Annotated in this window: 27 protein-coding genes and 1 pseudogene; 22 read left to right on the top strand and 6 right to left on the bottom strand. The window is 37.4% G+C overall.

Annotation, left to right across the window (positions count from 1 at the left end; all coding sequences use genetic code 11):
• Positions 1-29: 29 nt before the first annotated feature.
• The gene (locus CEF19_RS02365) at positions 30-380 is read right to left on the bottom strand and encodes a YugN family protein (protein WP_100404594.1); all 351 of its coding nucleotides are present in this window, start codon (positions 378-380) and stop codon (positions 30-32) included.
• 195 nt (positions 381-575) lie between these two features.
• On the opposite strand from CEF19_RS02365, the gene safA reads away from it, so the two are divergent.
• The 5 genes from safA (at position 576) to CEF19_RS02340 (ending at position 4,045) form a co-directional block, all read left to right on the top strand.
• Positions 576-1,187: a SafA/ExsA family spore coat assembly protein gene (safA, locus tag CEF19_RS02360; protein WP_100408178.1), complete on the top strand. Its 612-nt coding sequence runs from the start codon at positions 576-578 to the stop codon at positions 1,185-1,187.
• Between the two features lie 233 nt (positions 1,188-1,420).
• Complete coding sequence (locus CEF19_RS02355) at positions 1,421-2,512, top strand: CAP domain-containing protein (protein WP_100404593.1); 1,092 nt, start codon at positions 1,421-1,423, stop codon at positions 2,510-2,512.
• A 289-nt stretch (positions 2,513-2,801) separates the two neighbouring features.
• Complete coding sequence (locus tag CEF19_RS02350) at positions 2,802-3,239, top strand: YlbD family protein (RefSeq protein WP_100404592.1); 438 nt, start codon at positions 2,802-2,804, stop codon at positions 3,237-3,239.
• Positions 3,240-3,256: 17 nt separating this feature from the next.
• Complete coding sequence (locus tag CEF19_RS02345; protein WP_100404591.1) at positions 3,257-3,520, top strand: YlbE-like family protein; 264 nt, start codon at positions 3,257-3,259, stop codon at positions 3,518-3,520.
• A 78-nt stretch (positions 3,521-3,598) separates the two neighbouring features.
• On the top strand, positions 3,599-4,045 hold the full coding sequence (locus tag CEF19_RS02340; protein ID WP_100404590.1) for a hypothetical protein: 447 nt from the start codon (positions 3,599-3,601) through the stop codon (positions 4,043-4,045).
• Here the strand turns inward: CEF19_RS02340 and CEF19_RS02335 are convergent.
• Positions 4,017-4,796, bottom strand: coding sequence for an ATP-grasp domain-containing protein (locus tag CEF19_RS02335; RefSeq protein WP_100404589.1), 780 nt, complete (start codon positions 4,794-4,796; stop codon positions 4,017-4,019). The genes CEF19_RS02340 and CEF19_RS02335 overlap by 29 nt on opposite strands.
• Positions 4,797-4,890: 94 nt before the next feature.
• Here CEF19_RS02335 and uvsE point away from each other — a divergent pair, with 94 nt between their 5' ends.
• The 3 genes from uvsE (at position 4,891) to CEF19_RS02320 (ending at position 6,790) form a co-directional block, all read left to right on the top strand.
• On the top strand, positions 4,891-5,865 hold the full coding sequence (gene uvsE, locus CEF19_RS02330) for a UV DNA damage repair endonuclease UvsE (protein WP_100408177.1): 975 nt from the start codon (positions 4,891-4,893) through the stop codon (positions 5,863-5,865).
• Between the two features lie 64 nt (positions 5,866-5,929).
• Entirely contained in the window at positions 5,930-6,367 is a 438-nt protein-coding gene (locus CEF19_RS02325) for a YlbF/YmcA family competence regulator (RefSeq protein ID WP_100404588.1), read from the top strand.
• A 144-nt stretch (positions 6,368-6,511) separates the two neighbouring features.
• A complete protein-coding gene (locus CEF19_RS02320; protein WP_100404587.1) occupies positions 6,512-6,790 on the top strand; it encodes a YlbG family protein in 279 nt (92 codons plus the stop codon).
• Positions 6,791-7,067: 277 nt separating this feature from the next.
• Here the strand turns inward: CEF19_RS02320 and CEF19_RS02315 are convergent, their stop codons facing one another.
• Entirely contained in the window at positions 7,068-7,457 is a 390-nt protein-coding gene (locus CEF19_RS02315; RefSeq protein ID WP_100404586.1) for a DUF7147 family protein, read from the bottom strand.
• 348 nt (positions 7,458-7,805) lie between these two features.
• Between CEF19_RS02315 and rsmD the strand changes: the two genes are divergently transcribed.
• Both rsmD and coaD read left to right on the top strand, forming a co-directional pair.
• Complete coding sequence (gene rsmD, locus CEF19_RS02310) at positions 7,806-8,360, top strand: 16S rRNA (guanine(966)-N(2))-methyltransferase RsmD (RefSeq protein ID WP_100404585.1); 555 nt, start codon at positions 7,806-7,808, stop codon at positions 8,358-8,360.
• Between the two features lie 25 nt (positions 8,361-8,385).
• On the top strand, positions 8,386-8,871 hold the full coding sequence (gene coaD / locus CEF19_RS02305; protein ID WP_100404584.1) for a pantetheine-phosphate adenylyltransferase: 486 nt from the start codon (positions 8,386-8,388) through the stop codon (positions 8,869-8,871).
• 385 nt (positions 8,872-9,256) lie between these two features.
• On the opposite strand, the gene ylbJ is transcribed toward coaD, so the two are convergent.
• Positions 9,257-10,483 (bottom strand): sporulation integral membrane protein YlbJ, encoded by a 1,227-nt coding sequence (ylbJ, locus tag CEF19_RS02300; protein ID WP_100404583.1) that lies wholly within the window; start codon positions 10,481-10,483, stop codon positions 9,257-9,259.
• Positions 10,484-10,627: 144 nt separating this feature from the next.
• Here ylbJ and CEF19_RS02295 point away from each other — a divergent pair.
• Positions 10,628-11,398, top strand: a pseudogene (locus CEF19_RS02295) (patatin-like phospholipase family protein); the annotation flags it as partial.
• A 2-nt stretch (positions 11,399-11,400) separates the two neighbouring features.
• Positions 11,401-12,456, top strand: a complete 1,056-nt coding sequence (locus CEF19_RS02290) for a SepM family pheromone-processing serine protease (protein WP_198510227.1) — start codon at positions 11,401-11,403, stop codon at positions 12,454-12,456.
• 36 nt (positions 12,457-12,492) lie between these two features.
• On the opposite strand, the gene CEF19_RS02285 is transcribed toward CEF19_RS02290, so the two are convergent.
• A complete protein-coding gene (locus tag CEF19_RS02285) occupies positions 12,493-13,698 on the bottom strand; it encodes a nucleotidyltransferase (protein ID WP_100404581.1) in 1,206 nt (401 codons plus the stop codon).
• 187 nt (positions 13,699-13,885) lie between these two features.
• Here CEF19_RS02285 and CEF19_RS02280 point away from each other — a divergent pair, with 187 nt between their 5' ends.
• The 3 genes from CEF19_RS02280 to CEF19_RS24075 all read left to right on the top strand — a co-directional run bounded on the left by CEF19_RS02280 (position 13,886) and on the right by CEF19_RS24075 (position 15,636).
• Positions 13,886-14,404: a YceD family protein gene (locus CEF19_RS02280; protein WP_100404580.1), complete on the top strand. Its 519-nt coding sequence runs from the start codon at positions 13,886-13,888 to the stop codon at positions 14,402-14,404.
• 72 nt (positions 14,405-14,476) lie between these two features.
• Positions 14,477-14,650, top strand: a complete 174-nt coding sequence (gene rpmF, locus CEF19_RS02275) for a 50S ribosomal protein L32 (RefSeq protein ID WP_100404579.1) — start codon at positions 14,477-14,479, stop codon at positions 14,648-14,650.
• 374 nt (positions 14,651-15,024) lie between these two features.
• Complete coding sequence (locus tag CEF19_RS24075) at positions 15,025-15,636, top strand: RsfA family transcriptional regulator (RefSeq protein WP_100404578.1); 612 nt, start codon at positions 15,025-15,027, stop codon at positions 15,634-15,636.
• Between the two features lie 106 nt (positions 15,637-15,742).
• On the opposite strand, the gene CEF19_RS02265 is transcribed toward CEF19_RS24075, so the two are convergent.
• Positions 15,743-16,258, bottom strand: coding sequence for an N-acetyltransferase (locus tag CEF19_RS02265; RefSeq protein ID WP_100404577.1), 516 nt, complete (start codon positions 16,256-16,258; stop codon positions 15,743-15,745).
• Between the two features lie 139 nt (positions 16,259-16,397).
• Between CEF19_RS02265 and CEF19_RS02260 the strand changes: the two genes are divergently transcribed.
• The 7 genes from CEF19_RS02260 (at position 16,398) to CEF19_RS02230 (ending at position 23,787) form a co-directional block, all read left to right on the top strand.
• Positions 16,398-17,336, top strand: coding sequence for a 2-dehydropantoate 2-reductase (locus CEF19_RS02260; protein ID WP_100404576.1), 939 nt, complete (start codon positions 16,398-16,400; stop codon positions 17,334-17,336).
• A 16-nt stretch (positions 17,337-17,352) separates the two neighbouring features.
• Positions 17,353-17,736, top strand: a complete 384-nt coding sequence (locus CEF19_RS02255) for a DUF3397 domain-containing protein (protein ID WP_100404575.1) — start codon at positions 17,353-17,355, stop codon at positions 17,734-17,736.
• 150 nt (positions 17,737-17,886) lie between these two features.
• Positions 17,887-19,506, top strand: a complete 1,620-nt coding sequence (bshC, locus tag CEF19_RS02250; protein ID WP_100404574.1) for a bacillithiol biosynthesis cysteine-adding enzyme BshC — start codon at positions 17,887-17,889, stop codon at positions 19,504-19,506.
• Positions 19,507-19,660: 154 nt separating this feature from the next.
• The gene (gene mraZ / locus CEF19_RS02245) at positions 19,661-20,092 is read left to right on the top strand and encodes a division/cell wall cluster transcriptional repressor MraZ (protein ID WP_100404573.1); all 432 of its coding nucleotides are present in this window, start codon (positions 19,661-19,663) and stop codon (positions 20,090-20,092) included.
• Between the two features lie 146 nt (positions 20,093-20,238).
• Positions 20,239-21,171: a 16S rRNA (cytosine(1402)-N(4))-methyltransferase RsmH gene (gene rsmH / locus CEF19_RS02240; RefSeq protein ID WP_100404572.1), complete on the top strand. Its 933-nt coding sequence runs from the start codon at positions 20,239-20,241 to the stop codon at positions 21,169-21,171.
• 12 nt (positions 21,172-21,183) lie between these two features.
• The gene (gene ftsL / locus CEF19_RS02235; RefSeq protein WP_100404571.1) at positions 21,184-21,546 is read left to right on the top strand and encodes a cell division protein FtsL; all 363 of its coding nucleotides are present in this window, start codon (positions 21,184-21,186) and stop codon (positions 21,544-21,546) included.
• Positions 21,547-21,606: 60 nt separating this feature from the next.
• Positions 21,607-23,787 (top strand): penicillin-binding transpeptidase domain-containing protein, encoded by a 2,181-nt coding sequence (locus CEF19_RS02230; RefSeq protein ID WP_100404570.1) that lies wholly within the window; start codon positions 21,607-21,609, stop codon positions 23,785-23,787.
• Positions 23,788-23,793: the final 6 nt, after the last annotated feature.

Raw genomic sequence — 23,793 nt, 5'->3', positions numbered from 1 at the left:
AAAAAGCGAGAGCTCGTAGCCCTCGCTTTTTATTTTGCTTCTAAATTTGTTTTTAACAACTCAAGCTTCTTGTTGCATTTTTCAACAATTGACTTTGGAAATGTCTCTCCTTCGTACTCAACCCCATGTGGATAGTAGTGTTTCCCCAAAATAGGTGTCATGAGGCGAACGATTGTATCATCATGGGGAATGTCGCCTTTAATTGCGTAGGCAGGCACTCGTAGATAATATACATCATCTTTGTTGATAATTTTGTAATCAAATGTCACACGTTCGTAGTCCCATTGCCCTGCATGGACTAATCCGACCGATTCTGCTGCATAACGTAATGTTTCAAATCTAAGTTCTTTATCTGCGATTTCAATGTGGTCAAATTTCACTCGGACCCCTCCTTATCTCAACTAACATATATCCATCCTCTACTATGATAGTATGAAATGTGCTTACATGCAACGAATAAAGGTGAATGTTTTATGGACAAAGAACTCAAAAAAACTAGAACAATGTAATAAATTTAATAATCAGGTCACACTATAGCAGAACCAATAATTAAATAGGAGGGTTTTCCTTTGAAGATGTTATGTAAAAGCTTAATCGTTGTTTTATTTTTGTTTGTGACAATCCCAACTATGGCCCAGGCTCAGTCTGTCACGCACACTGTGGTCTCTGGTGACTCAATGTGGAAAATTGCCGTACGCTACGAGGTTGGACTTTCGGAGATTATAGCTGCTAATCCTCATATCTCGAACCCAAACTTAATTTATCCAAATCAAAAACTGACAATTCCTTTGAGCAATAATGTTAAATCATTAGAACAGCAAGTTCTAAATTTAACGAATAAAGAACGAGCAAATTACGGACTAAAACCATTACGCGCCAATTGGGAACTTGCTCGTGTAGCTCGCTATAAATCTGCTGATATGCGTGATAAGCGGTATTTTTCTCACACCTCTCCTACATACGGATCTCCATTTGATATGATGCGTAATTTTGGAGTTAGGTACAGTAGTGCTGCCGAGAATATTGCAATGGGGCAGCAAACACCAGAACAGGTCGTTAAGGATTGGATGAATAGTGAAGGACATCGCAAAAATATATTAAGTCAAAATGTAACAGAGCTTGGTGTTGGTTATGCACAAGGTGGAAGCGGTAGACATTATTGGACACAATTGTTTAGACGCCCATAGGCGGTTGGAAGGCGACAAGTTCGTCTTCCTTTTTTAAAATAAAAATAAATTTTTTTGATGTGATTTAGGGGACGCTTTTGACCGATGCAAAGTTGAGCAAGTACTTACCAGCAGCTTATTTATAGATTCGACACCTTTATGAATGCATTGACAGAAGATTACATAGTTAGTGAAAGGAAATAAAGGGGTATACACGAATTACTTGGATAGTACAGATAGAAAGTAGGGGACTTATGAAACAAAATGTGATTATTATAACGCTATTAGTACTTTTTTTTGGGGTTGCTCTTTATGAATATAGTTATCCTGAGACAATACAAGAATGGTTTGCGGGGGATGAAGAATTAGAAGTAGAAACTCAGGAATTGGCAAATGAAGAAGTGATGGCAAGTGTCACTGAAGCTGAAGTAAATCCGTCACTGCTAGATTCTGAATTAGTTGAAAGTCGCTTACTTAATAAAAGTACAAATGAAATCATTCAAGAGTTTGGCGAACCAACACGCATTGACCTTTCCTCCTTCGGTTATGACTGGTGGATTTATTCCATATCTGAGGAAACGTTGTTACAAATTGGAGTAGATGAAGAGCGAGTTGTTACTGTATTCCTCTCGGGTAAGGCAATTGACTCAGATTCATTTATCGGTGCATCTTATGAAACCATTAATCAAAAGATGGATCTTAAAAAAGATGTCTCGGTTAAAACAAATCAAGGTTCTTTTCAATTTGAGTTATCAGATCAAGATTTAAAGATGCGGCCTCTAGTTCAGGATGGAGATGGATGGGCACAGCTTTATTTTGACTCGTTTACTGAGGAATTGACGAGCATTCGAATAATGAGTAAAGATATTTTAATTTTACAAAGACCTTATTCGATTTTATATCGTGGAACATTACCAGAAAGAGAAGAGTTAAACGATGAAGAGTGGAGACGGGTTGAAATAGGCAATGAACAGCAAATCTTAGAGTTAACTAACGTAATTCGGAAAAGACATAAGCTTGAGGCTTTTGAATGGGAAGAACCAGTTTCAAACGTTGCCTTAGGTCACAGTAAAGACATGCATGATAGTAATTTTTTTTCCCATGAGTCTCCTACCTATGGAGATGTTTCAGAAAGGTTTTTAAGTGGTGATGTTGCATTTTTACTTGCTGGAGAAAATATTGCAGCCAAATATATTGATGGATTAGCTGCAGTGGAAGGGTGGTTAAATAGCGAAGGGCACCGAGTTAATTTACTTCATGAAGAGTTTACCCATCTTGGTGTAGGAGTTTATCGAGACTATTATACACAGAACTTTATGAAACCAGTGCCGCTCCCCACTCACTAAAATTTCACCGTGAATAATAGATATCTCATAATAAAAATGATAGATTCGAGGACAAATGAAAGGGCCTAATATTCCTTTTATTCGTCCTCTTACTTTTTGAGTTGGAAATGACGAGATATCTAATGACGAAAATTACTAACTTTAGAGTTCAGTCATAGAAAGCTTAGTTTTAAAGCAAATGGAGTTCTTTATAAAAAATAAATAGAAGAAAAGAAAAAATGGGCGAACAAGGGACTGGGCGTCTTTGTAAACTAATAGTAAGAATGTAGGGAATGGGAGGATGAATGGCATGGAACAGCAGCAAAATTTACACCCATCTGTTAAGCAATTTAAGGCTTTTGTCAAAGAACACCCTTTACTTTTGAAGGAGGTCTCTGATAAAAAGAAAACCCTTCAGGAGTTTTTTGAGGAATGGACGGTCTTAGGAGGCGAACATGAGCAATGGCAAGCTTTTCGCGAAAGCATAGATGAGAGTTCTTCATCCGAACAAAAATCTGGGAAGAGTTCTGAGGAAAATCAGGAAACGAAAAATTCTACGTCTGGTGAGGTGTTAGGTCAAATTTTCGGCTTACTCAAACGAATGAATGTGCAGGATTTACAAGCTCATATGGCTCAATTTAGTTCTGTGTTGGCCAACATTCAACAAGTTATGCAAAACTTTCAAAAACCAAATCAACAAGAAAATCCACAAGGACCGACGGATCCATTTTCCTTTAGAAGAGACTAGAGTGGGGGGAGTCAAGGATGCGTGCTGATATTCAACAATTGTTCATTGAGAGACCTGAATTAAAACAATTTGTTAGGCAAAATCCAATCTGGTACCGTAAATTAAGCCGATATCCAAGCCAAATAATAAATTTAGAAAAGGAAGCCAAGTTTTTCTATGGCCGGACACTACCGCAGCGCGTAGAAAAGGTTCAAAGTAATCTTGGGCTTTTAATGATGCTGATGGAAATGATTCAAATGGGGCAATCTACTTATGAACAAACGAAGGAACCGGTTGATTAATCTCCGGCTCCTTTTTGTATAAACATTATTTGTCGACATATACTAACTGATAGTATAGAAAATGAAAGGGGTTTGAAGATGGGTAGATTCGTTTCATGTTTGTGTGTTTATTTCGTGCTTTCAATATTCTTTCAAACACAGGGGGTTACCGCATTTGAAGTAGCAGCGCAAAAGATAAGTGTTCTCCCTTTAACTAATATTCCTACGGTTGAGGTAATTGCAGCCCAACAAGAAAGAACATTGAAAGTTAATCATGAAATTCGTGATGGCGACGTTTATGTGGAATGTCTTATTCATCCTTTCACGTTTAAGGAAGAAAAAGTCGGACATGCCCATCAAGATGGTGAAGGGCACATTCGACTTTATATAAATGAACAGCATATTGATACCATTTTCAAACCTGCGTTTATTATTAGAGGACTTCCGGCCGGAAATCATGAGGTGAAAGTTGAAGTCGTGAAAAATGATAAGACTCGTTATGATTTAGAAGAAAGCTTTACTGTTTCACTTCCTGAAACTCAGTAGTTAAATATGCTAATATTTTTTGCTCAGCTGATATACCAAGTTGTTGAAAACCTTGGTTTCCAAAAAGAATATTAAACTCAAGGAAATAAAGCTTATCTTCAACGACAATAACATCAAAGCCAGCATGGTTAACTCCAAGAGCTTGTGAGGTAGCCCTTACAAGCTCAAGTGCTTCCTCTGGAATATCCTCAAATGAAATTCGTCCACCTTGAGCAACATTGGTACGAAATGTGTTTCTGTCATTTATACGCCAATAAGCAGCAACCACTTCATTTCCAATCACACATACACGCAAATCACGGTCAATTGGTAAATACTCCTGAACGTAAAAATATGGGTTGTTTTCAGCATACTCGTTAAATTGTTGATGATTTTCAATTAGAAAGACACCTTTACCCATGGAATTTCTAATTTCTTTTGCAACGAAAGGAAACGCAAATTCACGAAAAACACGATCAATATTATCATGATTTCGTCCAAGTATTAACGTCCTCGGAACATGTTCAGGACAAACACTCCAAAGACCGCGTGTCATTTCAATCTTATTAAAGCCAAGCTGTATCGACTGAATACTAGGAAATATTTGCTTTTTCATTCCGTATACAAGGGAGTTAACTTGCCAGTTTTCAGGAAACAAACAAATATCAGCCTCGATAATTTTTTCTCGATCTTCAAACATATGTTCTGGCTTCACGTACTTTAAATTTGGCATTCCGATTGTTCGAAATGGATTAAATGTCACGAAATTCATAAATGGCACCTTCTTCTGTTAGGACAAATTAAGATTAACGAATGAATTATAGACGGAGGGAGAATGAAAGTCAATGATTGAACAAAATGAGGAAATGTATGTTCGATTTGGATATGTTGCCATGAGTGAGCAGTTGGTAAATGCTTCACCTTCGCAAACAATGACCGTAAAACAATTTGAGAAGATATCAAATAAAGAGGCTGCAATTCATAAATTAGAACGAATTGCAAAGTCAAACCTAAATAATTGCCTTCGATTATTAATGCATAATCTTGCCTATGACATACAATTTTTTCGCTTTTCTTCAAGAATTGTCCCACTTGTAAACCACCCACTTACTGAAGGATGGAAATACGAACATAGTATAAAAGAAGAGCTTAAGAAGCTTGGAAAATTTATAAATGTGCATGACATGAGAGTAGATTTTCACCCAGATCACTTTGTCGTTTTAAATAGTCCATCGAAAGAAATTCTCAGTCAATCAGTTCAGACACTTATCTACCATTATAAATTATTAAAAGGAATGGGACTTAATACGAAGCACCGATGTGTTTTGCATGTTGGAGGAAAAAAGCAAGGAAAAGAAGAAGGATTAGAACAATTCATTAAGAATTTTGGAACTATTCCGCGTTCCTTACAGGAAATGATTATGCTTGAAAATGATGATGTCAACTATACCGCAGAAGAAGTCCTGTATTTAGGTGAAAAATTAGCTATACCAGTTGTCTTTGATTTACATCATTTTGATGTAAATCAAGAAACATCAACAATACTTTTAGAATTATGGAAACGTGTTATTAATACTTGGAAGGACAGTCCTTTTCCAGTAAAAATCCATATTTCAAGCCCAAAAGAAGGAAGGTTTGATAGGAGTCATCATGATTATATCGAGGTTGAAAGGTTTTATAACTTTTTATCTCTAATTAAAGGGAGTGTTCGCAATCTCGATGTTATGATTGAAGCAAAGAAAAAAGATGAAGCGTTACTAAAACTTGTCAACGAACTATCAAAGATGGAGGATTTCAAATTGTTCACGCAAGCGAGCATGAAAATGTACTCAAATGGCTAATAGGTTAATTAAAGTGTTTTTCCAATGTTCACGTGTTATAATCGGACATATGGAGGTGTAGCTGATGCTCGCAACAATGACGACGATAGGACTCCTAGACGAAGCAAGTGAGTTAGGACAAGCGATTCTATCTTCTGATGTGTATTTAGAATATAAAGCTTCAAAACGTAAGTTACAAGCAGACGATGAGGCGCAGCGGCTAATCCGAAGCTTTAACCATATGAAGGACCAATATGAGGAGGTACAACGATTTGGTAAGTACCATCCTGATTACGATAAAGTGTCAAAAAACATTCGGCAGGTTAAACGAGAGCTTGATTTATTGCCGCTAGTTTCTACGTTTAAGAAAGCAGAACGAGAGCTTGAAATGTTGCTGAATGAAATAAGTGAGACCATTGCACGTTCCGTTTCAGAAACAATAAAAGTACCATCTGGCAACCCATTTTTTGATAGCATGTCTTGCAGTGGTGGATGTGGTTCTGGCGGTGGATGTAGCTGTTAATAAATACGAAGAGGTGAATTTTAATTTGCCTTTTATTATCTTATGATATCGCTTACTTAATTTGGTTTTCATGAGGAACCATTGATGCTTCTCTATGTTCATGCTAGACTTAGAGGAAAATGAAACAGTAAAAGGAGAACCTTTATGTTAGGTGGGAATCGACAAGGGTTAGCAATTTGGCTAACATCGTTAAAATTCGCTAGACAGCTTAGACGTTTTGGAAACGTTCATTATGCTTCAAAAAAAATGAAGTATGTGATTTTATATTGTGACCAAGAGTCCGTTGAAGAAACGGTGACCAAGCTCCAAGCCTTTCATTTTGTCCGAGAGGTTCGGCCCTCAATGCGTCCATTTATAAATACGGAATTTCAAAATGCTAAACCAGATAAAGCAAAAGAATATGATTATAAGATGGGAATTTAGTCAGGCGAGAAATCGCCTGGCTTTTTTTTGGAAGCCCTGAAAAAGTTAAAAACCAAAGGCCATTGAAAAAGATGAAAATCGTACCTTTTTCAATACCTTGATTAAATTGAAATGGCTTCGTGCGTTGCGCACAGCAGGGCTTTTCTAAATGAAGTAACGGCTGAGCATTGCTAGAGGGCACTAAAAAAAGTCGACGTTTCCTCAAATCTGCTAAAGTGACTTTTTCAGTGCCCCCTTTTTTGGTAGGGAGATTTGTAGCAGTTCACGGAAGCTTGGTTTAGGACAATGGGGGAATAAAGCGATTTAATCGAAGAATTCCGATTAGATATTGATAGTAAAGCGTTGCTTCTTCGAATTGATTGGAATGCTTCACTTCTAACTGATGAATGACTTGATTACAATGTTCTGCACATGCGGCGAATAAATCATAACGTTGGTTTGGTTTTTCATCTGGACTAACTATGCCTTCTCTGCAAATATACAGTGGCATTAGTTTCCCTGGAGTTGCAGGGTTAAGGATAACGACTAAAGAGACCATGTTACGATTGCCAATCCTCGTCTCAAGACGAATAAGTCTATGAATGCGATGCTTATTCTGCGTGGCAATTTCTACAAGCTCATATATATCCGAATAGCCTTCTCCAAGCTCGATAAATCGTTGAATCATTTTGTTCTCTCCTTTTTTAAAAAGCTACTTATTGAGGAAAAATGTAGCATGTTTTTTAAAGAATGTAAAATAAAAAAACCCCGTAAGGATAACCTTACGAGGTGCCCAAAAAACATACTTACTTGTATGTAGTAGGCTATGGGAGAGGAGAAACCGGAGGAAGTACTTATGGGGAAACGTAAGCCTTCTCCGCGGTTGTCACAACATTGTAATAATGCTGCTAGTCATCAGTATGTCCCGACTTTTTTTTTTTATACACTTGAAATATACACTTTCGCAATTAATGCGTAAGAACAAAAGAATGTGGTAGGATATAGTAGATATTAAGAAAAAGGTTAGGTGGCAGATGTGAGAGTCATTTCAGGAGAAAAAAAAGGACTTCATCTTAAAGCAGTACCTGGGTCATCAACGAGACCAACGACAGATAAAGTAAAAGAGTCTATTTTTAATATAATTGGGCCCTATTTTGATGGAGGAACCGGTTTAGATTTATACGGTGGTAGCGGTGGCTTAGGGATTGAAGCATTAAGTCGAGGTCTCGATAAAGTAATATTTATTGATCAAGACCGAAAAGCTATTGATACGATAAAATCAAATTTAATTCACTGTCATTTTATGGACAAGGCAGAGGTTTTTCGTAATGATGCTAGCAGAGCATTAAAGGCACTTGTAAAGCGAGAACAAAGCTTTTCGTATATTTTTTTAGACCCACCATACGCTAATCAAAATATTGCAAGCGAGATTAGCATTATTGATAATCACGGTTTACTCGAAAAGAATGGTCTTATTGTGAGTGAACATGCAGCAAATATTAGTCTAGCTGAAAAAATTAGTGAATTAATCAAGGTACGTGAGGAAAGCTATGGAGATACCATGATTTCTATTTATCAATATGAGGACTAAATTCACGAAAAAGGAGGGTGCAGCAATGAAAATTGCAGTTTGTCCAGGAAGTTTTGATCCAGTTACATATGGACATTTGGATATCATTACTAGAGGAGCGGCTGTGTTTGACAAGGTGATTGTGGCTGTTTTACACAATCGAAACAAGCAACCAATGTTTTCAATTGATGAACGAGTTCATCTCTTGAAACAAGTTACTTCACATATTGAAAACATTGAGGTGGATTCTTTTAATGGTTTACTGATTGACTATGTGAAGGAGAAGAATGCTCAAACCATTATTAGAGGGTTGCGGGCGGTTTCAGATTTTGAATATGAAATGCAAGCAGCTTCGATAAATAAAAAGCTAGGACCAGAAATTGAAACATTTTTTATGATGACTAGTAATCATTACTCCTATCTTAGCTCAAGCATTGTCAAAGAAGTTGCAAAATATCAAGCTGATGTTTCAGATTTAGTGCCAGTTGAAATTGCTGATGCGTTAAAAGAAAAATTTAAAGTAGAAAGTTAATCACACTTTGTGAACAAGAACTAATCTCGTGTTGATTTTGCAAGGCAACCGAAAAAGTAGAGGGCACTGAAAAAGGTCGGTTTTTGAGGGCACTGAAAAAAAGGGTGCTTTTCCTATTTCAGTGCCCTCTTAGTAATGCGTGGAGCCGTTGCCCGGTTTTGAAAAGCCTTGTCATGAATGATTTTCTCATAGCAAGGCGCGCAACGAGTGAAGCCATTACTACTTCCTCGAAATGCTTTCAAAGGGTTTTTCAGTGGCCTTCGGTTTTCACCTTTTTCAATGCCCTTTAAGCAATGAAGCGGAACCGCGCAACGTGTGAAGCTATTGCTACTTCCTAGTATCTGCTGAAAGGGACTTTGTACTGAACCTTTGGACACCCTTTCCTCTAAATCGCCTTCTTTAATTGTGTATGTGTCCAAATCATAATATAGAGGACGAGTGTAAATAAGGTTAAATATGAACCGTACTGGACAACAAGCTGCCAACCCTGGTGGAAAAACGAACTAGAGTGTTCTCCTAAAAAAACGGGGAGGGCCCCTTGCTGTTCGCTTGAGGGTTTTGATTTAACATAGAGTGGTTGCCAAAGTAAAAATGCTAACACAGCAGCAAAGAACCCGTGAAAGATTCTTGCAATAAAAAACGGTTTAAAACGAATATCTGTCTCTGCTAAGATACTTGCGACTTGAGCCTGGACTGATAGACCGCTGAAAGCAAGAAAGAAACTTGTCACGACGGCTTGTTCTAAAAGAGTAGATGAGGAAGACGTGCTCGCCATTTGGGCCCCTAACGTGATTTCAAACAAACCTGAAATTAAAGGTAGACTTAAATCACTCGGTAATCGAAAAAAGGCCAAAAGAATGGAAAAAAACAAAGCTAGCAATGCTGTTAAACCAATTAAGCTTAATATTTTATTTAGGACGGAAAATAAAATAATAAATCCGCCAATCATTAAAAGAGTGCGAACAGACGATTGAACGGCATCTCCAAGTAATTTCCCAAATGGTCGTCCATCCCGAATTCGTTCACGATGTAAAAGTGAAATGGCTTGTAAAATAGAAAGACGTTTCACTTTTTTTGGGGGAAAATCGGATTCTTCGTTTCGACCATGAAAGCGCATGAACAAGCCAACACAAATATTCCCTAAATAATGAGCCAAGGCTAGGAGGATACCTAGTGTGGGGTCATGAAAAAAACCTACTGCAATTGCGCCAAAAATAAATAAAGGATTTGAAGAGTTTGTAAAGGACACTAGACGCTCAGCTTCAATTCTTGTTACTTTTTTTTCTTGTCTAAGCCTCGCAGTTAACTTTGCCCCGGCAGGGTAACCAGAGGCTAATCCCATTGCCCAAACAAACCCACCAACACCTGGTACTCGAAATAAGGGTCTCATTAACGGTTCAAGTAACGCCCCAAGGAAGGTTACAACACCAAAGCCGATTAATAATTCAGAAACAATAAAAAATGGTAGCAATGACGGAAAGACGACATCCCACCACATTTGCATCCCTCTCACAGAAGCGTCAAGTGCTTCTTTTGGATAAATCATTAACGAAGCAGCAAGAGAAATCGAAAAAAGAGCGAGTATTAAAGTTTTTATCATCGATGAACGCATAGGTGGAGCGTCCTCCTTTACTTTATGCATCAGAACCTGTCTCCCATTATTTAAATATACGTATACAAGCTTGTAATAGACCATATGATTGAAAACAAGCTCGTGAAAAAGTAAGATAGGAGATGGTTGCATTGACTAAAGACACGCCCTAGAGTAGGTCTTGCTTTAGGTTCAGGTGGTGCTAGAGGTTTCGCTCATATCGGTGTTTTAAAAGCATTTGAAGAAGAAAAAATTGAGATTCATTATATAGCAGGTAGTAGTATGGGAGCTCTTATAGGTAGTTTGTATGGAGTTGGACATCCCCCGGGCCATTTGGAGCGATTTGCGATGTTGTTTCGAAGAAAGTATTATCTCGATATAACAGTACCTAAAATGGGTTTTGTTGCTGGAAAAAAAGTAAAAGAATTGATTAAAATGTTAAGTAAAGGAAAAAGACTGGAGGATCTTCATCCGCCTGTTGCAGTAGTGGCAACAGATTTAAAACGAGGTGAACGTGTCGTTTTTCGGCAAGGTGAAATAGCGGCGGCAGTTAGGGCAAGCATAGCAATCCCAGGAATTTTTGTTCCTGAAATCATTAATGGAAAGATTTTAGTTGATGGTGGGGTAATTGACCGAGTTCCTGTCTCGATTGTTAAGGATATGGGTGCTGATGTGACAATAGCTGTTGATGTGTCAGGTTTTCGAATCGAGCCAAATATTATGACAATTTATGATGTGTTGTTGCAAAGCATGGACATCATGGCTCATGAAATGATTCGACATCAGGAATTAGACTGTTCTGTCATGATTAGGCCCACCTTAGATGATGCAAGTTCACTTGTCTTTACTAGGGTTGAACAATTAATAGAACAAGGATATAAAGCTGCTTATTCACAAATGGACAAGATAAAGCTAGCTATAGAGAAGGGGAATTAAACATGAACCAGAAACAACAACCTGTGCTAAAGAAAAGGTGGATCGTTTTATTCGCTATTCTATTATTTCTACATTTTTATCAGCTTCCATTTTACTATTCGCAGCCAGGACATGCTAAACATTTAGATACGGTCATTAATGTTGAAGAAGGATACGAAAAAGAAGAAGGTTCGTTTATGCTTACGACCATTCGGATGGGAAAGGCAAATGCCTTTTTCTATGTTTGGGCTCAACTTAGTCCTTATAGACATCTATATCCAGAAAAACAGCTTCGGTATGAGGATGAAACGGATGAGGAATATCAGCACCGTCAGCTAATGATGATGAACGACTCCCAAGAGAATGCTAAAATTGTTGCATATGAAAAAGCTGGCAAAGGCGTTCAATACGAGTATCGAGGCGTCGTAGTGTCTTCATTTATTGAAGGAATGCCTGCTGCAGAAGTTTTGGAACCAGGTGATCGTATTTTAGAGGTTGATGGTACGGAGGTAAGGACAGCTGAGCGATTCATGACATTACTAGAAGGAAAAACCGCGGAAGACCAAGTGGAATTATTAGTCCTGAGAGATAAGAAGCAACTGACGATTGACCTGGGTTTCTCATCTTTTCCAGAGGATCTGGAAGTAGAAGATGACAGGGTAGGGGTAGGGATTCGGGCTCCGATGACGGACCGTGAAGTTACATTTGAGCCAAATGTTGAAATCGATACAAGCGAAATAGGTGGTCCTTCAGCCGGATTAATGTTTACACTTGAAATTTATAACCAATTAGTAGAGGAAGATATTACTAAAGGATATGAAATAGCTGGTACAGGAACAATGAGTGAGAATGGTGAAGTTGGGCGAATTGGAGGAGCTTCTCAAAAAATTGTTGCTGCACATAAAGCAGGAGCAGATTTCTTTTTTGCTCCGAATGAGAAAGGCGTAGAAAACTCAAATTACCAAGAAGCGATAGTAGCCGCAAAGGATATTAAAACGACAATGAAAGTTATTCCTATTGATACCTTTGAGGACGCTCTTACCTATCTTCAAGAGTTACCAGAAAAGAAATCTAAATAATTAATGAAGGGGTGTCTAAAATTTGACACCCCTTTTTTATTTACGAATGGGAGGCGTACTATATTCCTCTTTTAAACGGCTTATACGCGAGTTTAAAGGAGAAAAATAAGCATTTACTACACGTTCCTCTAAAATTGCTAACGTCCCCTTAGCTTGTGAAAAACGAGTAATAAGAGGGAGGGAAAAATTACTCTTTTGTTTATTCAAATAAGTTTGACCTGTGGAACTCATTCCGAGTAGACGTATATAAGGGGGAGGGCCATCAGTTAACTTTCTTATTTCCTCTTTCGTTGTTTTCGTTAAAATATGTGTCGCGTATCGTTGAAGACGATTTCTCGTATAACGCTTTGTTTTCATCAGTGTCATCCACTCTTCGAAACTAGTAGCCTGTTTCATTGTTTCTTTTGCTCGAAACTCCAATCCCTCTTCACATTCGTATATTTGTTGAAGTTCTTGGTGGCTTGAAGTGAGAACATGATATTGAATAAAAGGGAAATATTTTTCCCATGTGTGGAACATTTGATTTTCATTAAAATAATCTTGAAGTAAATTATAGGTATAAGCAGGTACAACATGTTTGACTTTTGAGAGAGTGTTATGGTTACTCAAAGATTTACGGATGCTAGTTGCACTTGCAATTGAAGCTTTTGGAATCGTTTCTTCATGGTAGTGTGCTTGTTTACGAACGATTGTTGTTGCTTGCATTGGTAAATTTAAATCATGTATAGCCTTTACGTAATGGTAACCAAGTATATTATTAGGTTCACTTAACGATAACATTGAATTAGGGGCCCCTAACTTGGAGAAAGCCTCCGAGGCGGCTCTAGGATAACTTACTCCAGTTGAGATTCCTTCTTTTACAAAATGATCCCATGTTTTTTTATTTTTCTTCATAAATTGAAGGAGCGAGTGAAATGGCTCAATATTACCTTCTTCGCTTCCGAAATTAATGACTTGGGAACCAAACTCAGAAAGAGTTTGCATCGCACCTTCTGCAAAACATTCCGCTTTTTGGGTAGAATAAAAATATGGTAGTTCTAAAACAATATCAACACCTGCTTCAAGAGCCATTTTTGTACGTTGCCATTTTGAGACGAACGCAGGCTCGCCTCTTTGCAAAAAATAACCACTCATGACTGCGATTACAACGTCTGCATTAGATTGACTACGAGCTTGCTCAATATGGTGGAGGTGACCATTATGTAAAGGATTATATTCGACAACAATTCCTAGTGACTTCATAAAATTCTCCTCTGCTATTTAATATGATTCAAGACTTTACTCAATAATCTTGACATGCTACAATAAGTCTCACGCATTTTATTAGGACATGCACATATTATAAGCCAAATCAGTGTAAAGAAAAAAGGTTGACAAACAAAAACTGTAGATTTATAATTACTTTTGTTGCCTTATGAGGTGAAGAAAAATGAAATGGACATTAGCACAACTCAATGTAGCGAAACATAAGCCATTTGTTTTCGATGAGGTTATTGATTTATCTGAAATAAAAGAGCAAAATGATGAAATACGTTCAATTTCTCCAGTGAAAGTAAAGGGAGAAGCTGTATATACAGGACATGTTGTTACATTTCCGCTTCATATTACAGGTGAACTTACTTTACCTTGCTCGCGAACACTAGCGGATGTATTGCTTCCGTTTGATTTGCACGTATCTGAACAATTTCGCCCTGCTGATGAGTATTATCGGAAAGAGAATGAATTAGAAGATGTGCATATTATTGATGATGATGTCATTAATTTAGTACCTTACATTAAAGAGCATATTTTATTGGAAATACCTATGCAAATTTTTGCTGAAGATGATGCTGAAGCACAGGCGCCACCTGAAGGTAAGGACTGGGAACTGGTAACAAAATTAGAAGAAAAGCAAGACAAGATTGATCCACGGCTTGCTGATCTAGCTAAGTTTTTTGAGAAAGAGTAAAGAAAATCGAAGCACCGGCATTGATCGGACCTTCATTTCATATTGATTAGATCCTGTAAGGAGGTGGGAATGATGGCAGTACCATTTAGAAGAACTTCTAAAACTCGCAAGGCTAAACGTCGTACTCACTATAAATTAGCAGTACCAGGCATGACTAAATGTCCTGAGTGTGGAGAATTCAAGCTTGCTCACCGTGTTTGTAAAGAGTGTGGCTCTTACAAAGGCCAAGACGTGATTAGCAAGTAATATGACGTACTATTGTTAAAAGACTAACTCATTTCGTGAGTTAGTCTTTTCTTTGTGTAACCCGATCTTCCCATATTTTCTTTGTAAGTAGGGCAAAGTTATTGAAAGATGAATAGATTTATACGAACAAGGACATAATCCCTTAATAGAGCGTGCTCAAAAAATATAGTTAAAAGATTAGGAATGAGCGATTATATGATTATGAGAACCCAGATCATAGTTGTGTCTCAAAAACATTCGGCTCCTACCCGCATTGTTTAGTGTTTGTTCAAAAAGGAAAAAACCACTCTTTTTGAACAAACACTAATAGAACAAAGTCTATCTTTACTAGTATATGCATACGTATAAAGCATAAGTTATTAAGGAGGGTTAATATGTCACCAATTCGTCAAGATGCTTGGAGTACAGACGAGGATTTAATTTTAGCTGAGGTTGTATTGCGTCATATTCGTGAAGGAGGAACTCAGCTGGCAGCTTTTGAAGAGGTAGGGGACCGACTATCTAGGACTAGTGCAGCCTGTGGGTTTCGTTGGAACTCAGCTATTAGAAAGAAATATGAATCGGCAATCGCTCTAGCAAGAAAACAAAGAAATAAAGGAAGAAAGCCTGGTGAAACGGTGAAGGAAGAGAATTGGGAGGAAGAAGTTAGTAATGAGATGAGTCCGAGCAACGATGTAGTGGATCAAGCCCTTCCTTTGAAAGTGTCTAAGCCAGCTAAAGATCGTAAGTTGACAATAACGATGGAACAGGTTTTAGAATTCTTAACAGATTACCATCATCAAAAGGAAGATGCGTCTAATATCGAAGAACTTGAACAACTTAAACAAGAGAATCAATTATTGAAAGATAGACTAGCAAAACTAGAGGATCAAAAGAAGACGATGACAGAAGACTACAGAGCTTTGCTGTCGATTATGGAGCGTGCTAGAAACCTTTCTATTTATCAAGACTCTAGAGAATTAATTGAGCCGAGAGCTTCGAAATAAAAAAAAAACAAAGCGAACTATTAATCGCTTTGTTTTTTTTTTTTTTTTTTTGATAGTTCAGGGTACACTTACTGAAAAAATCATATACAAAGAGTGTCAGTTCTTTTTAAAGTTTATCACTTGACTCTAAAGATTGTTTATCTTCTTCCACATATTGCTCTTTTACACCCTCAGGGTACCAAACAAATGGGTTTTCTCCACGGTCACGTGATGAATGATATGTCACGGCTTCAAAGCCTTGTTTGACCCAGAAATCTCCTGATCCTTGGCGTCCATTTGTTTTAATAGGTAATTCAAAGCTTTTGGCAAAATCTACTAGTGCTTGACCGTATCCTTTTGAACGATAGGGTTCTAAGACTTCAAGTTTCCATAATTCTAAATAATCTTGTGGTGGGTCAAAATAACGGTCGTACTTCCCATCAATTCGGTATAAACTCATGCGTGCTACTAATTTTTTACCGAAATAAATCCCATAAAATGGAGATTCACTATCATCTTCAATAATATTAGCATTTAAGTCATCTTTCATTGATAGTTCGGCAGCACCATATTCACGAAAACTTTTAAACTCTTCTAATGTTTTGTAATTAACCAGCAATCGTTTAACTTCTAACGTATTCAAGAATGTGACCTCCTAATGATAAAAGTCTAATATCTACCCTCTAGTTTACTACAAAATAAATAAAAAGTAGTATCAAAAAATTTTTTTCTTCATTTATCTGCAATAATCAGAACTCTCTACACTAATTTGCAGAAAATTTATGTTACAATTTGAAAAGATTATGGCAGGAGTTGTTAAAGTAATGAAAGTTGCTGTTATTGGAGGGGGCTCCGTAGGGTTACTTATTTCCTCTTATTTGTATAAAGCAGGTTTTAATGTCACGGTTTATACTAGACGCAGCGAGCAAATGAATGAAATAAAGAAACGAGGGCTTTTGTTTATCTCTTCTACCGAAAAAGAAGAGTGTTTCCCTATACAAGTAAAACAATTTAATAAAGACATTCATCTAATGGAGGATATTATAATTTGTTCAGTAAAGTCATTTGAGGTAAATGGTGTAGTTGACATGTTAAAAATAATTCAATGTGACGCTACTTCAATTCTTTTTGTACAAAATGGTATGGGCCATTTGGAATCAGTCAGGAATGTGCAAATGTCAGAAGTTGGGGTCGCCGTAGTAGAACATGGAACTATGAGACAAGATGAACGGTCTGTCCGCCATACGGGAGTCGGAAGAATTCGTTGGGCTTTTGTAAAGAAAAGTAATGGGGTTTTGTCTCAGTTGATGGGTCAACTTTCTAGTACTTCTTTTGTTATTGAGTCCCAGAAAGATTGGAAGGCGATGCTTGAAGACAAATTAATTGTGAATGCCTGTATTAATCCACTCACGGCGTTATTAAATGTTGAAAACGGCGAGTTAATCGAAAATCAAGATCACAGGCAATTGCTACGACAAGTATTTAATGAAATTGTTCGTATTCTTGAGCGTCAGGATGAAGAGTCGTTGTGGGTATATGTTTGTGAAATTTGTGAACGTACTGCAAAGAATCGTTCTTCTATGTTGAAGGATTTAGATAATCGCCGTCGAACAGAAATTAATAGCATTGTTGGATATTTATTAGAACAAGCATCATTACGCTCAGTAGATGCACCGCTATTATTCTTTCTGTTCTTATCAATCAAAGGTTTAGAAAAATAGAAAGGAGGCATGTTATGTGTCAAATGCTTTTGCTTGGTTTCTAGCAACACTGATAACGGTACCAATATTGGCATGGTATTTCTTTTATATTGTTACGGTCAAACTGACGAAAAATAAGCAACGGTCAATTCGTTTTGCAGCTGATTGCTCCTGTGTTCTTTTCATGGCCTCAGTGTATTTCATCCTACTTGAGCTTTCAGGTCAATCTTTCTTTTGGATGATACTAATGCTCTTTTTTTTAATCGCATTTATTTTTACAGTTATTCATTGGAAAGTAGCTGAAGATATTTATACGGGGAAACTATTGAGGGGCATTTGGCGCTTTAATTTTATTGTGTTCTTTTCCCTATACATTGTTTTAAGTGGTTTTGGCCTTTTTTTAAGAATTTTCAAACCATAAACTATTCATTGAAGATCGACTACACATCTGCATGAATAATCCTCATTGTTAACTTACTTTTTCTTTGAGGAAGTTCTAAATATTGGTGTAGAAGAAGAGTCTTTGCTATGATAGAGGTGAATTTTTAAATATGAAGGGACGTCAATTTCAATGGAAGTGCGAGAAATAGACTTATCACATTCGAATATCGTTACGGATTATATAGAAGGTAATAAGAATGTTAGTCAATTGTTTGACTATTCACTACATGAACCGACAAGCTATGAACAAAGGGCAGAGGAATTAAAAAATAGGACGTTTAAGCGTGAAGAACTAGTTGAACACCTTCTTTCCACGCATCGGCATCTTCCATATAGGGATAAAGTAGTCGAAAATATACATAAATTACGTGATTCTAATACAATGACAATTGTGGGAGGACAGCAAGCCGGTTTATTAACTGGACCGCTTTTTACGATATATAAAGCAATTTCAGTTATTGTTTTGGCGAAACAGCAAGAAACACGGTTATCTACCCCTATTGTTCCTGTTTTTTGGATTGCTGGTGAGGATCATGATTTAGAAGAGATTCGCTATGTATATGCTCATAAAAACAACCGTTGGACTAAACATGTTCTCAAACAAAAAGAACAAGGAGCTCAGGCTGCCTCCGAGATAAATCTTTCGAAGGATTTTTTAGTGAAATGGATAGATGATCTTTTTCGGACGCTACCGGAAACAACATATACGAGAAGTTTAACGGAAACCATTCGTTCTTTTGCGGAATGTTCCACGACTTATATTGATTTTTTCTCTCAAATGATGCACTGGTTGTTTAAAGAGCAAGGACTTATTTTACTGGATTCCAATCATCCAAACTTACGTCGAATTGAATCTGAATACTTTAAGGAAATAATTCGAGATATTGAGGCTGTCCAATCTGGTCACATTGAAGGTTTGCGTAAATACCAGTCTTTAGGATATGGGACACCGATTGAAACCGAAGAAGAAAATGCTCACTTATTTATTCAAGTAAACGAGGAGAGAAAGCGTTTAGATTTTTCCTCGGATGTTTTTAAAGTAAAAGGTACTGAGATTCAATATTTGAAGGGAGATTTGCTTGGGATCGCATCTAATTCCCCGGAAAAGCTTAGTAATAATGTCGTTTCTCGCCCAATTATGCAAGAAAAATTGTTACCTGTGCTTGGTTTTATTACTGGACCAGGAGAATTAGCTTATTGGGCGACATTAAAACCTGTATTTCATTCATTCAACCATAAGATGCCTTTGGTTATTCCTCGCTTACAAATGACCTATATTCCAAGGCATATAGATAAATGGGTAGAGCAGTTTGACTTCACCTGTGAACAGTTTCTTAAAGGTCAAGGTGAGCAATTAAAAGAAACGTGGCTCTCAGACATAAATGAGTACCCAATCAATGATGAAATCGAACGAGTGAAGACAGAATTCCAACAGTCTCATCGTTCAATACAAGAGTTGGCTATGAAAATGGATGAGACCTTGTATAAGTTAAGTAAAAAAAACTATGAAAAAATTGAGCACCAATTAACGTTTTTAGAAAAAAAAATGAATCATTTCGTGGAAGAGAGGCATGCTCTGGTTCTATCAAAATTTGACGAGGCCAATCATTGTCTATTCCCTTTAAATCGACTTCAAGAAAGAGTTGCTCATCCAATATTGCTTTTGAATTTGATTGGTGAGAAGGGACTTAGTCGAATTATGGAAATGAACTTTGAATTAAACGGACGACATAAAGTCATCATTTTGTAAATTCATGGATGAAATCGATGTCGGAAGAAAAGGAACAAAAACCCTTGCTACTAAGCAGGGTTTTTTATTTTTGTGTAAAATTAAAATAATGGTGGTGAAAAGTGGGGGGATGTGGTAACTTAAGTGTAATAAGTGGGAGGGGGATGGCTTTTCGATGTTCATGGGAGAATATCGTCATAACGTTGATGAAAAAGGACGTATGATTGTTCCAGCGAAATTTCGTGATGAGCTTGGGGCAACGTTTGTTGTGACCCGTGGATTAGATCGATGTTTATTTGCTTACCCACTCGAAGAATGGAAAAAGTTAGAGGAAAAATTAAAAACCCTTCCTTTCACGAAAAAGGATGCAAGGGCTTTTACAAGATTTTTCTTTTCTGGAGCGACTGAATGCGAGCTCGATAAACAGGGGAGAGTAAATATTGCCTCACCTCTTCGCGAGTATGCGCATCTTGAAAAAGAATGTGTTGTCATCGGTGTTTCCAACCGAGTAGAAGTCTGGAGTAAATCAATCTGGGAAGAGTATTTCTCGAATGCAGAGGAATCATTCAGTGAAATCGCTGAAAATATCGTTGATTTTGATTTATAGAAAACCCGGACTAGTGAATAAAGCATCTTGAACAATGAATGAATGATTACTTATTAAAGTCGAAATACATTTTTAACTTTGGCATACATAGAAGGATGAACAAGCCTTCCGCGACATGTGAGAGCGTTAAAAGGAGAGGTGATAGTTTGTTCACTCATATAACTGTTTTAAGAGAAGAATCGGTAGAAGGTTTAAATATTCGTCCAGACGGTGTTTACGTAGACTGTACATTAGGCGGGGCAGGGCATTCTGCGCTCATTCTTCAACAACTTGGAGAGAAGGGTCATCTCTTTGCCTTTGACCAGGATGACAAGGCACTTGACTATGCTAGAGAAAAACTAGCACCGTATGAAGGGAAATTTACCCTTATTCGTAGCAATTTCCGATTTGTGAAACAAGAATTAATAAATCGTGGAATTGATGGCGTTGACGGAATTCTTTTTGATTTAGGTGTGTCCTCGCCTCAATTAGATGAAGCAGAAAGAGGTTTCAGCTATCATCAAGATGCACCCCTAGACATGAGGATGGATCAAACCTCTTCATTATCTGCGTACCATGTTGTAAATGAATGGGAATTCCATCAATTGGTCAGGATAATTTCTCGGTATGGGGAAGAAAAATTTGCAAAGCAAATCGCTAGAAAGATTGAAGCCTTTCGAGAAAAGAAACCAATTGAGACAACTGGGGAACTTGTCGACATTATTAAAGATGCGATTCCTGCACCGGCAAGAAGAACAGGAGGCCATCCTGCAAAACGAACGTTTCAAGCTATTCGAATTGCTGTAAATGATGAACTTGGGGCATTTGAAGAAGCGCTTGAGTCAGCCATAGATTTAACTAATCAGAATGGTCGCATTTGTGTTATCACGTTTCATTCTTTGGAAGATAGATTGTGCAAGGAAATTTTTAAAGAGCATAGTAAAGGCCCTGATTTGCCACCGGGATTTCCGGTAATTCCTGAAGGGTATGAAACCATTTTAAAATTAATCACTAGAAAGCCAATAGTTCCATCGAATGAAGAATTAGAGGGAAATAATCGTTCACGATCAGCGAAACTTAGAATAGCTGAAAAAAGATAGGAGGTTTACACTATGAGTATGGTAGCAAGGAATTTACAACAGCAACAAGAGCATCAAGAACAACAAAAGATTAACAAAAGAAAACAGCTTAGAGTTGAAAAAGCTAGAATCACAAAGGGAGAGAAACTGATTATTGCTTCAATGGTATTAACGATGTTTCTCGTAGTCGGTTTTATTATACATAATTATGCGACGATTTATAGCTTAAATCGAGAAGCGTATGTACTGGAATCGTCCATCAAAGAACAGACTCAGGTTAATGAAGGACTATCTCTTCAAGTTGTTGAATTAAGTGCGCCAGATCGTATTTTAGAGCTTGCTGAGAAGTCGGGCATGTCTCTTAATGATAACCAAGTGAAAGTCGTCCAAAACTAGTTCATCAACATTGAACTAGTTTTTTTTCAGAATAATTATTAGGGAAATTGAGGTGAAAGAGTGGATATTAAACGAGCAACAACAAACGTACGAGCTGTGATATTAATGGTTATGTTTTTATTGCTATTTTTAGTCCTTACCTTCAGAATAGGTTACATTCAAACATCGAAAGAAGTAAGGGGAGAAGAATTAGTCACAATTGCAGAAGAAAAGTGGACAAAAAGTCAAGTGATTGAAGGAAAGCGAGGGACGATTTATGATCGAAAAGGTAGTGCCCTTGCTCAAGAATTAAACTCATATACGGTCTATGCTGTCCTAGATAAAAACCAAGTAAGATATGTAAAGAATCCTCGAGAAACAGCTGAGTTGTTATCACCGTACATTGATATGGATGTAACATCTCTTGAGAATTTACTATCTGCTGATCGGTTTCAAGTGGAATTAGGAGCGAGCGCAAAAAATTTAACGTACGATAAAATGTTAGAGATAAAAAATTTAGAACTTGATGGAATCTACTTTCGGCAAGAGCCTAGACGATACTATCCTAAACAAACGTACGCATCTCATATCATTGGATACACAGAACGAAATATGGAGAAGGCTAGAATGGGCCTGGAGAAAAGTTATGATGATTTGTTACGTCCAACAAATGGAACAATACAGTATCAAAGTGATAGAAAAGGAATACCTTTACCTAATCCTAACAGCCATGTAACTCCTGCAATAAATGGTCATGACATCTATTTGACTCTCGATTCCAATATTCAAACAGCTCTTGAGCAGGTTATGACAAAAGTAGAAGATCAGTACTCACCAGAGAAAATTATTGCGATTGTTGCAGACCCTAAAACTGGACAAATTCTTGCGATGAGTAATCGTCCTAGTTTTAATCCAAATCATTATGAACAAATTAAGAATTATATGAATTACGCTATTTCTGATCGATTCGAACCCGGTTCAACAATGAAAATGTTTACTCTAGCAGCGGCAATTGAAGAAGATGTATATAATGGTCAGGAAGAATATCAGTCTGGACAATATAAAATTGGTCCTGATACGGTTTCTGATCACAACAAAGGGCGAGGTTGGGGACCAATAACTTATGATGAAGGATTGTTAAGGTCATCCAATGTTGCGTTTTCAAAAATAGCTCTAGAAAAGCTAGGACCTGAGGAACTCTATAACTACTTAAACCGATTTGGTTTCAATCAACCAACAGGAATTGATTTACCAAATGAGGCAACAAGTTTGATTGCTAATAGTTATAAGTATGATGCAGCAGCCACAGCCTTCGGTCAAGCAACGGCTGTAACTCCAATTCAACAAATTCAAGCTGTAACAGCCATTGCCAATAATGGAACAATGATGAAGCCTTATATTATTGATAGAGTTGAAGATTCAGAGACAAAGGAAGTTATTGAGAAACATGATCCGGAGGAAGTAGGTAAACCAATTTCAGCTCAAACAGCAGCTGAGGTTCGTAATTTATTGGGTAGAGTTGTATCAGATCCCTCAGGTACGGGCCGTCCGTATGCTTTGGAGGGCTTTCAGGTTGCAGGGAAAACAGGAACTGCCCAAGTAAGAAATCCAGAGGGTAGAGGTTATATTCGAGGTCACGGAGAAAATATATTCTCTTTTCTAGGTATGGCTCCAAAGGATGATCCATCAGTTGTCGTTTATGTAGCCGTTGAGAGACCGCAGTTAAGTAAGCACGAGGTAGGTTCGGAACCAACCGCAATGATATTTAACACTATTATGAAACAAAGTCTTCAGTATTTAAATATTATGCCTTCTATTGAGGAGTTGACCGAAGAAGCGGAGACTGGTTTTAAGACGATGGACTACGTAAATCGTTCTGTTGCAGACGTAAGGACAGAATTAGAAAAAGCAGGCCTTGAGGTATATGTATTCGGAGACGGAGAAAATATTGAAGCTCAGCAGCCTTTTCCTAATAAAGGTCTTTTACCAGGTGAAAAAGTTATGCTACGAACCAAAAGTAATACTTACCAAATGCCGAATATAATTGGTTGGTCGAATCGGGATGTACTAAAGTTAACGAATTTGTTGAATTTAAATCCGACCTTATTTGGAAATGGTTTTGTGACGACCCAAAGTATTCAAGAAGGAGCCACTATTCAAAAAGATGATTATCTGATTGCAGAGTTTTCAAATAACCGAAATCAATCAGAGAAAATAGAGGAACAAGAGGACTCGGGAACAGTAGAGCAAATAGGGGAATAGTAACTA

It is taken from the genome of Bacillus solitudinis (assembly GCF_002797395.1).
Classification (GTDB): Bacteria; Bacillota; Bacilli; order Bacillales; family Bacillaceae_D; genus Halalkalibacter_A; species Halalkalibacter_A solitudinis.
Note: the sequence above shows the minus strand (reverse complement) of the source record. Positions and strands in the feature narration are given on the sequence as shown.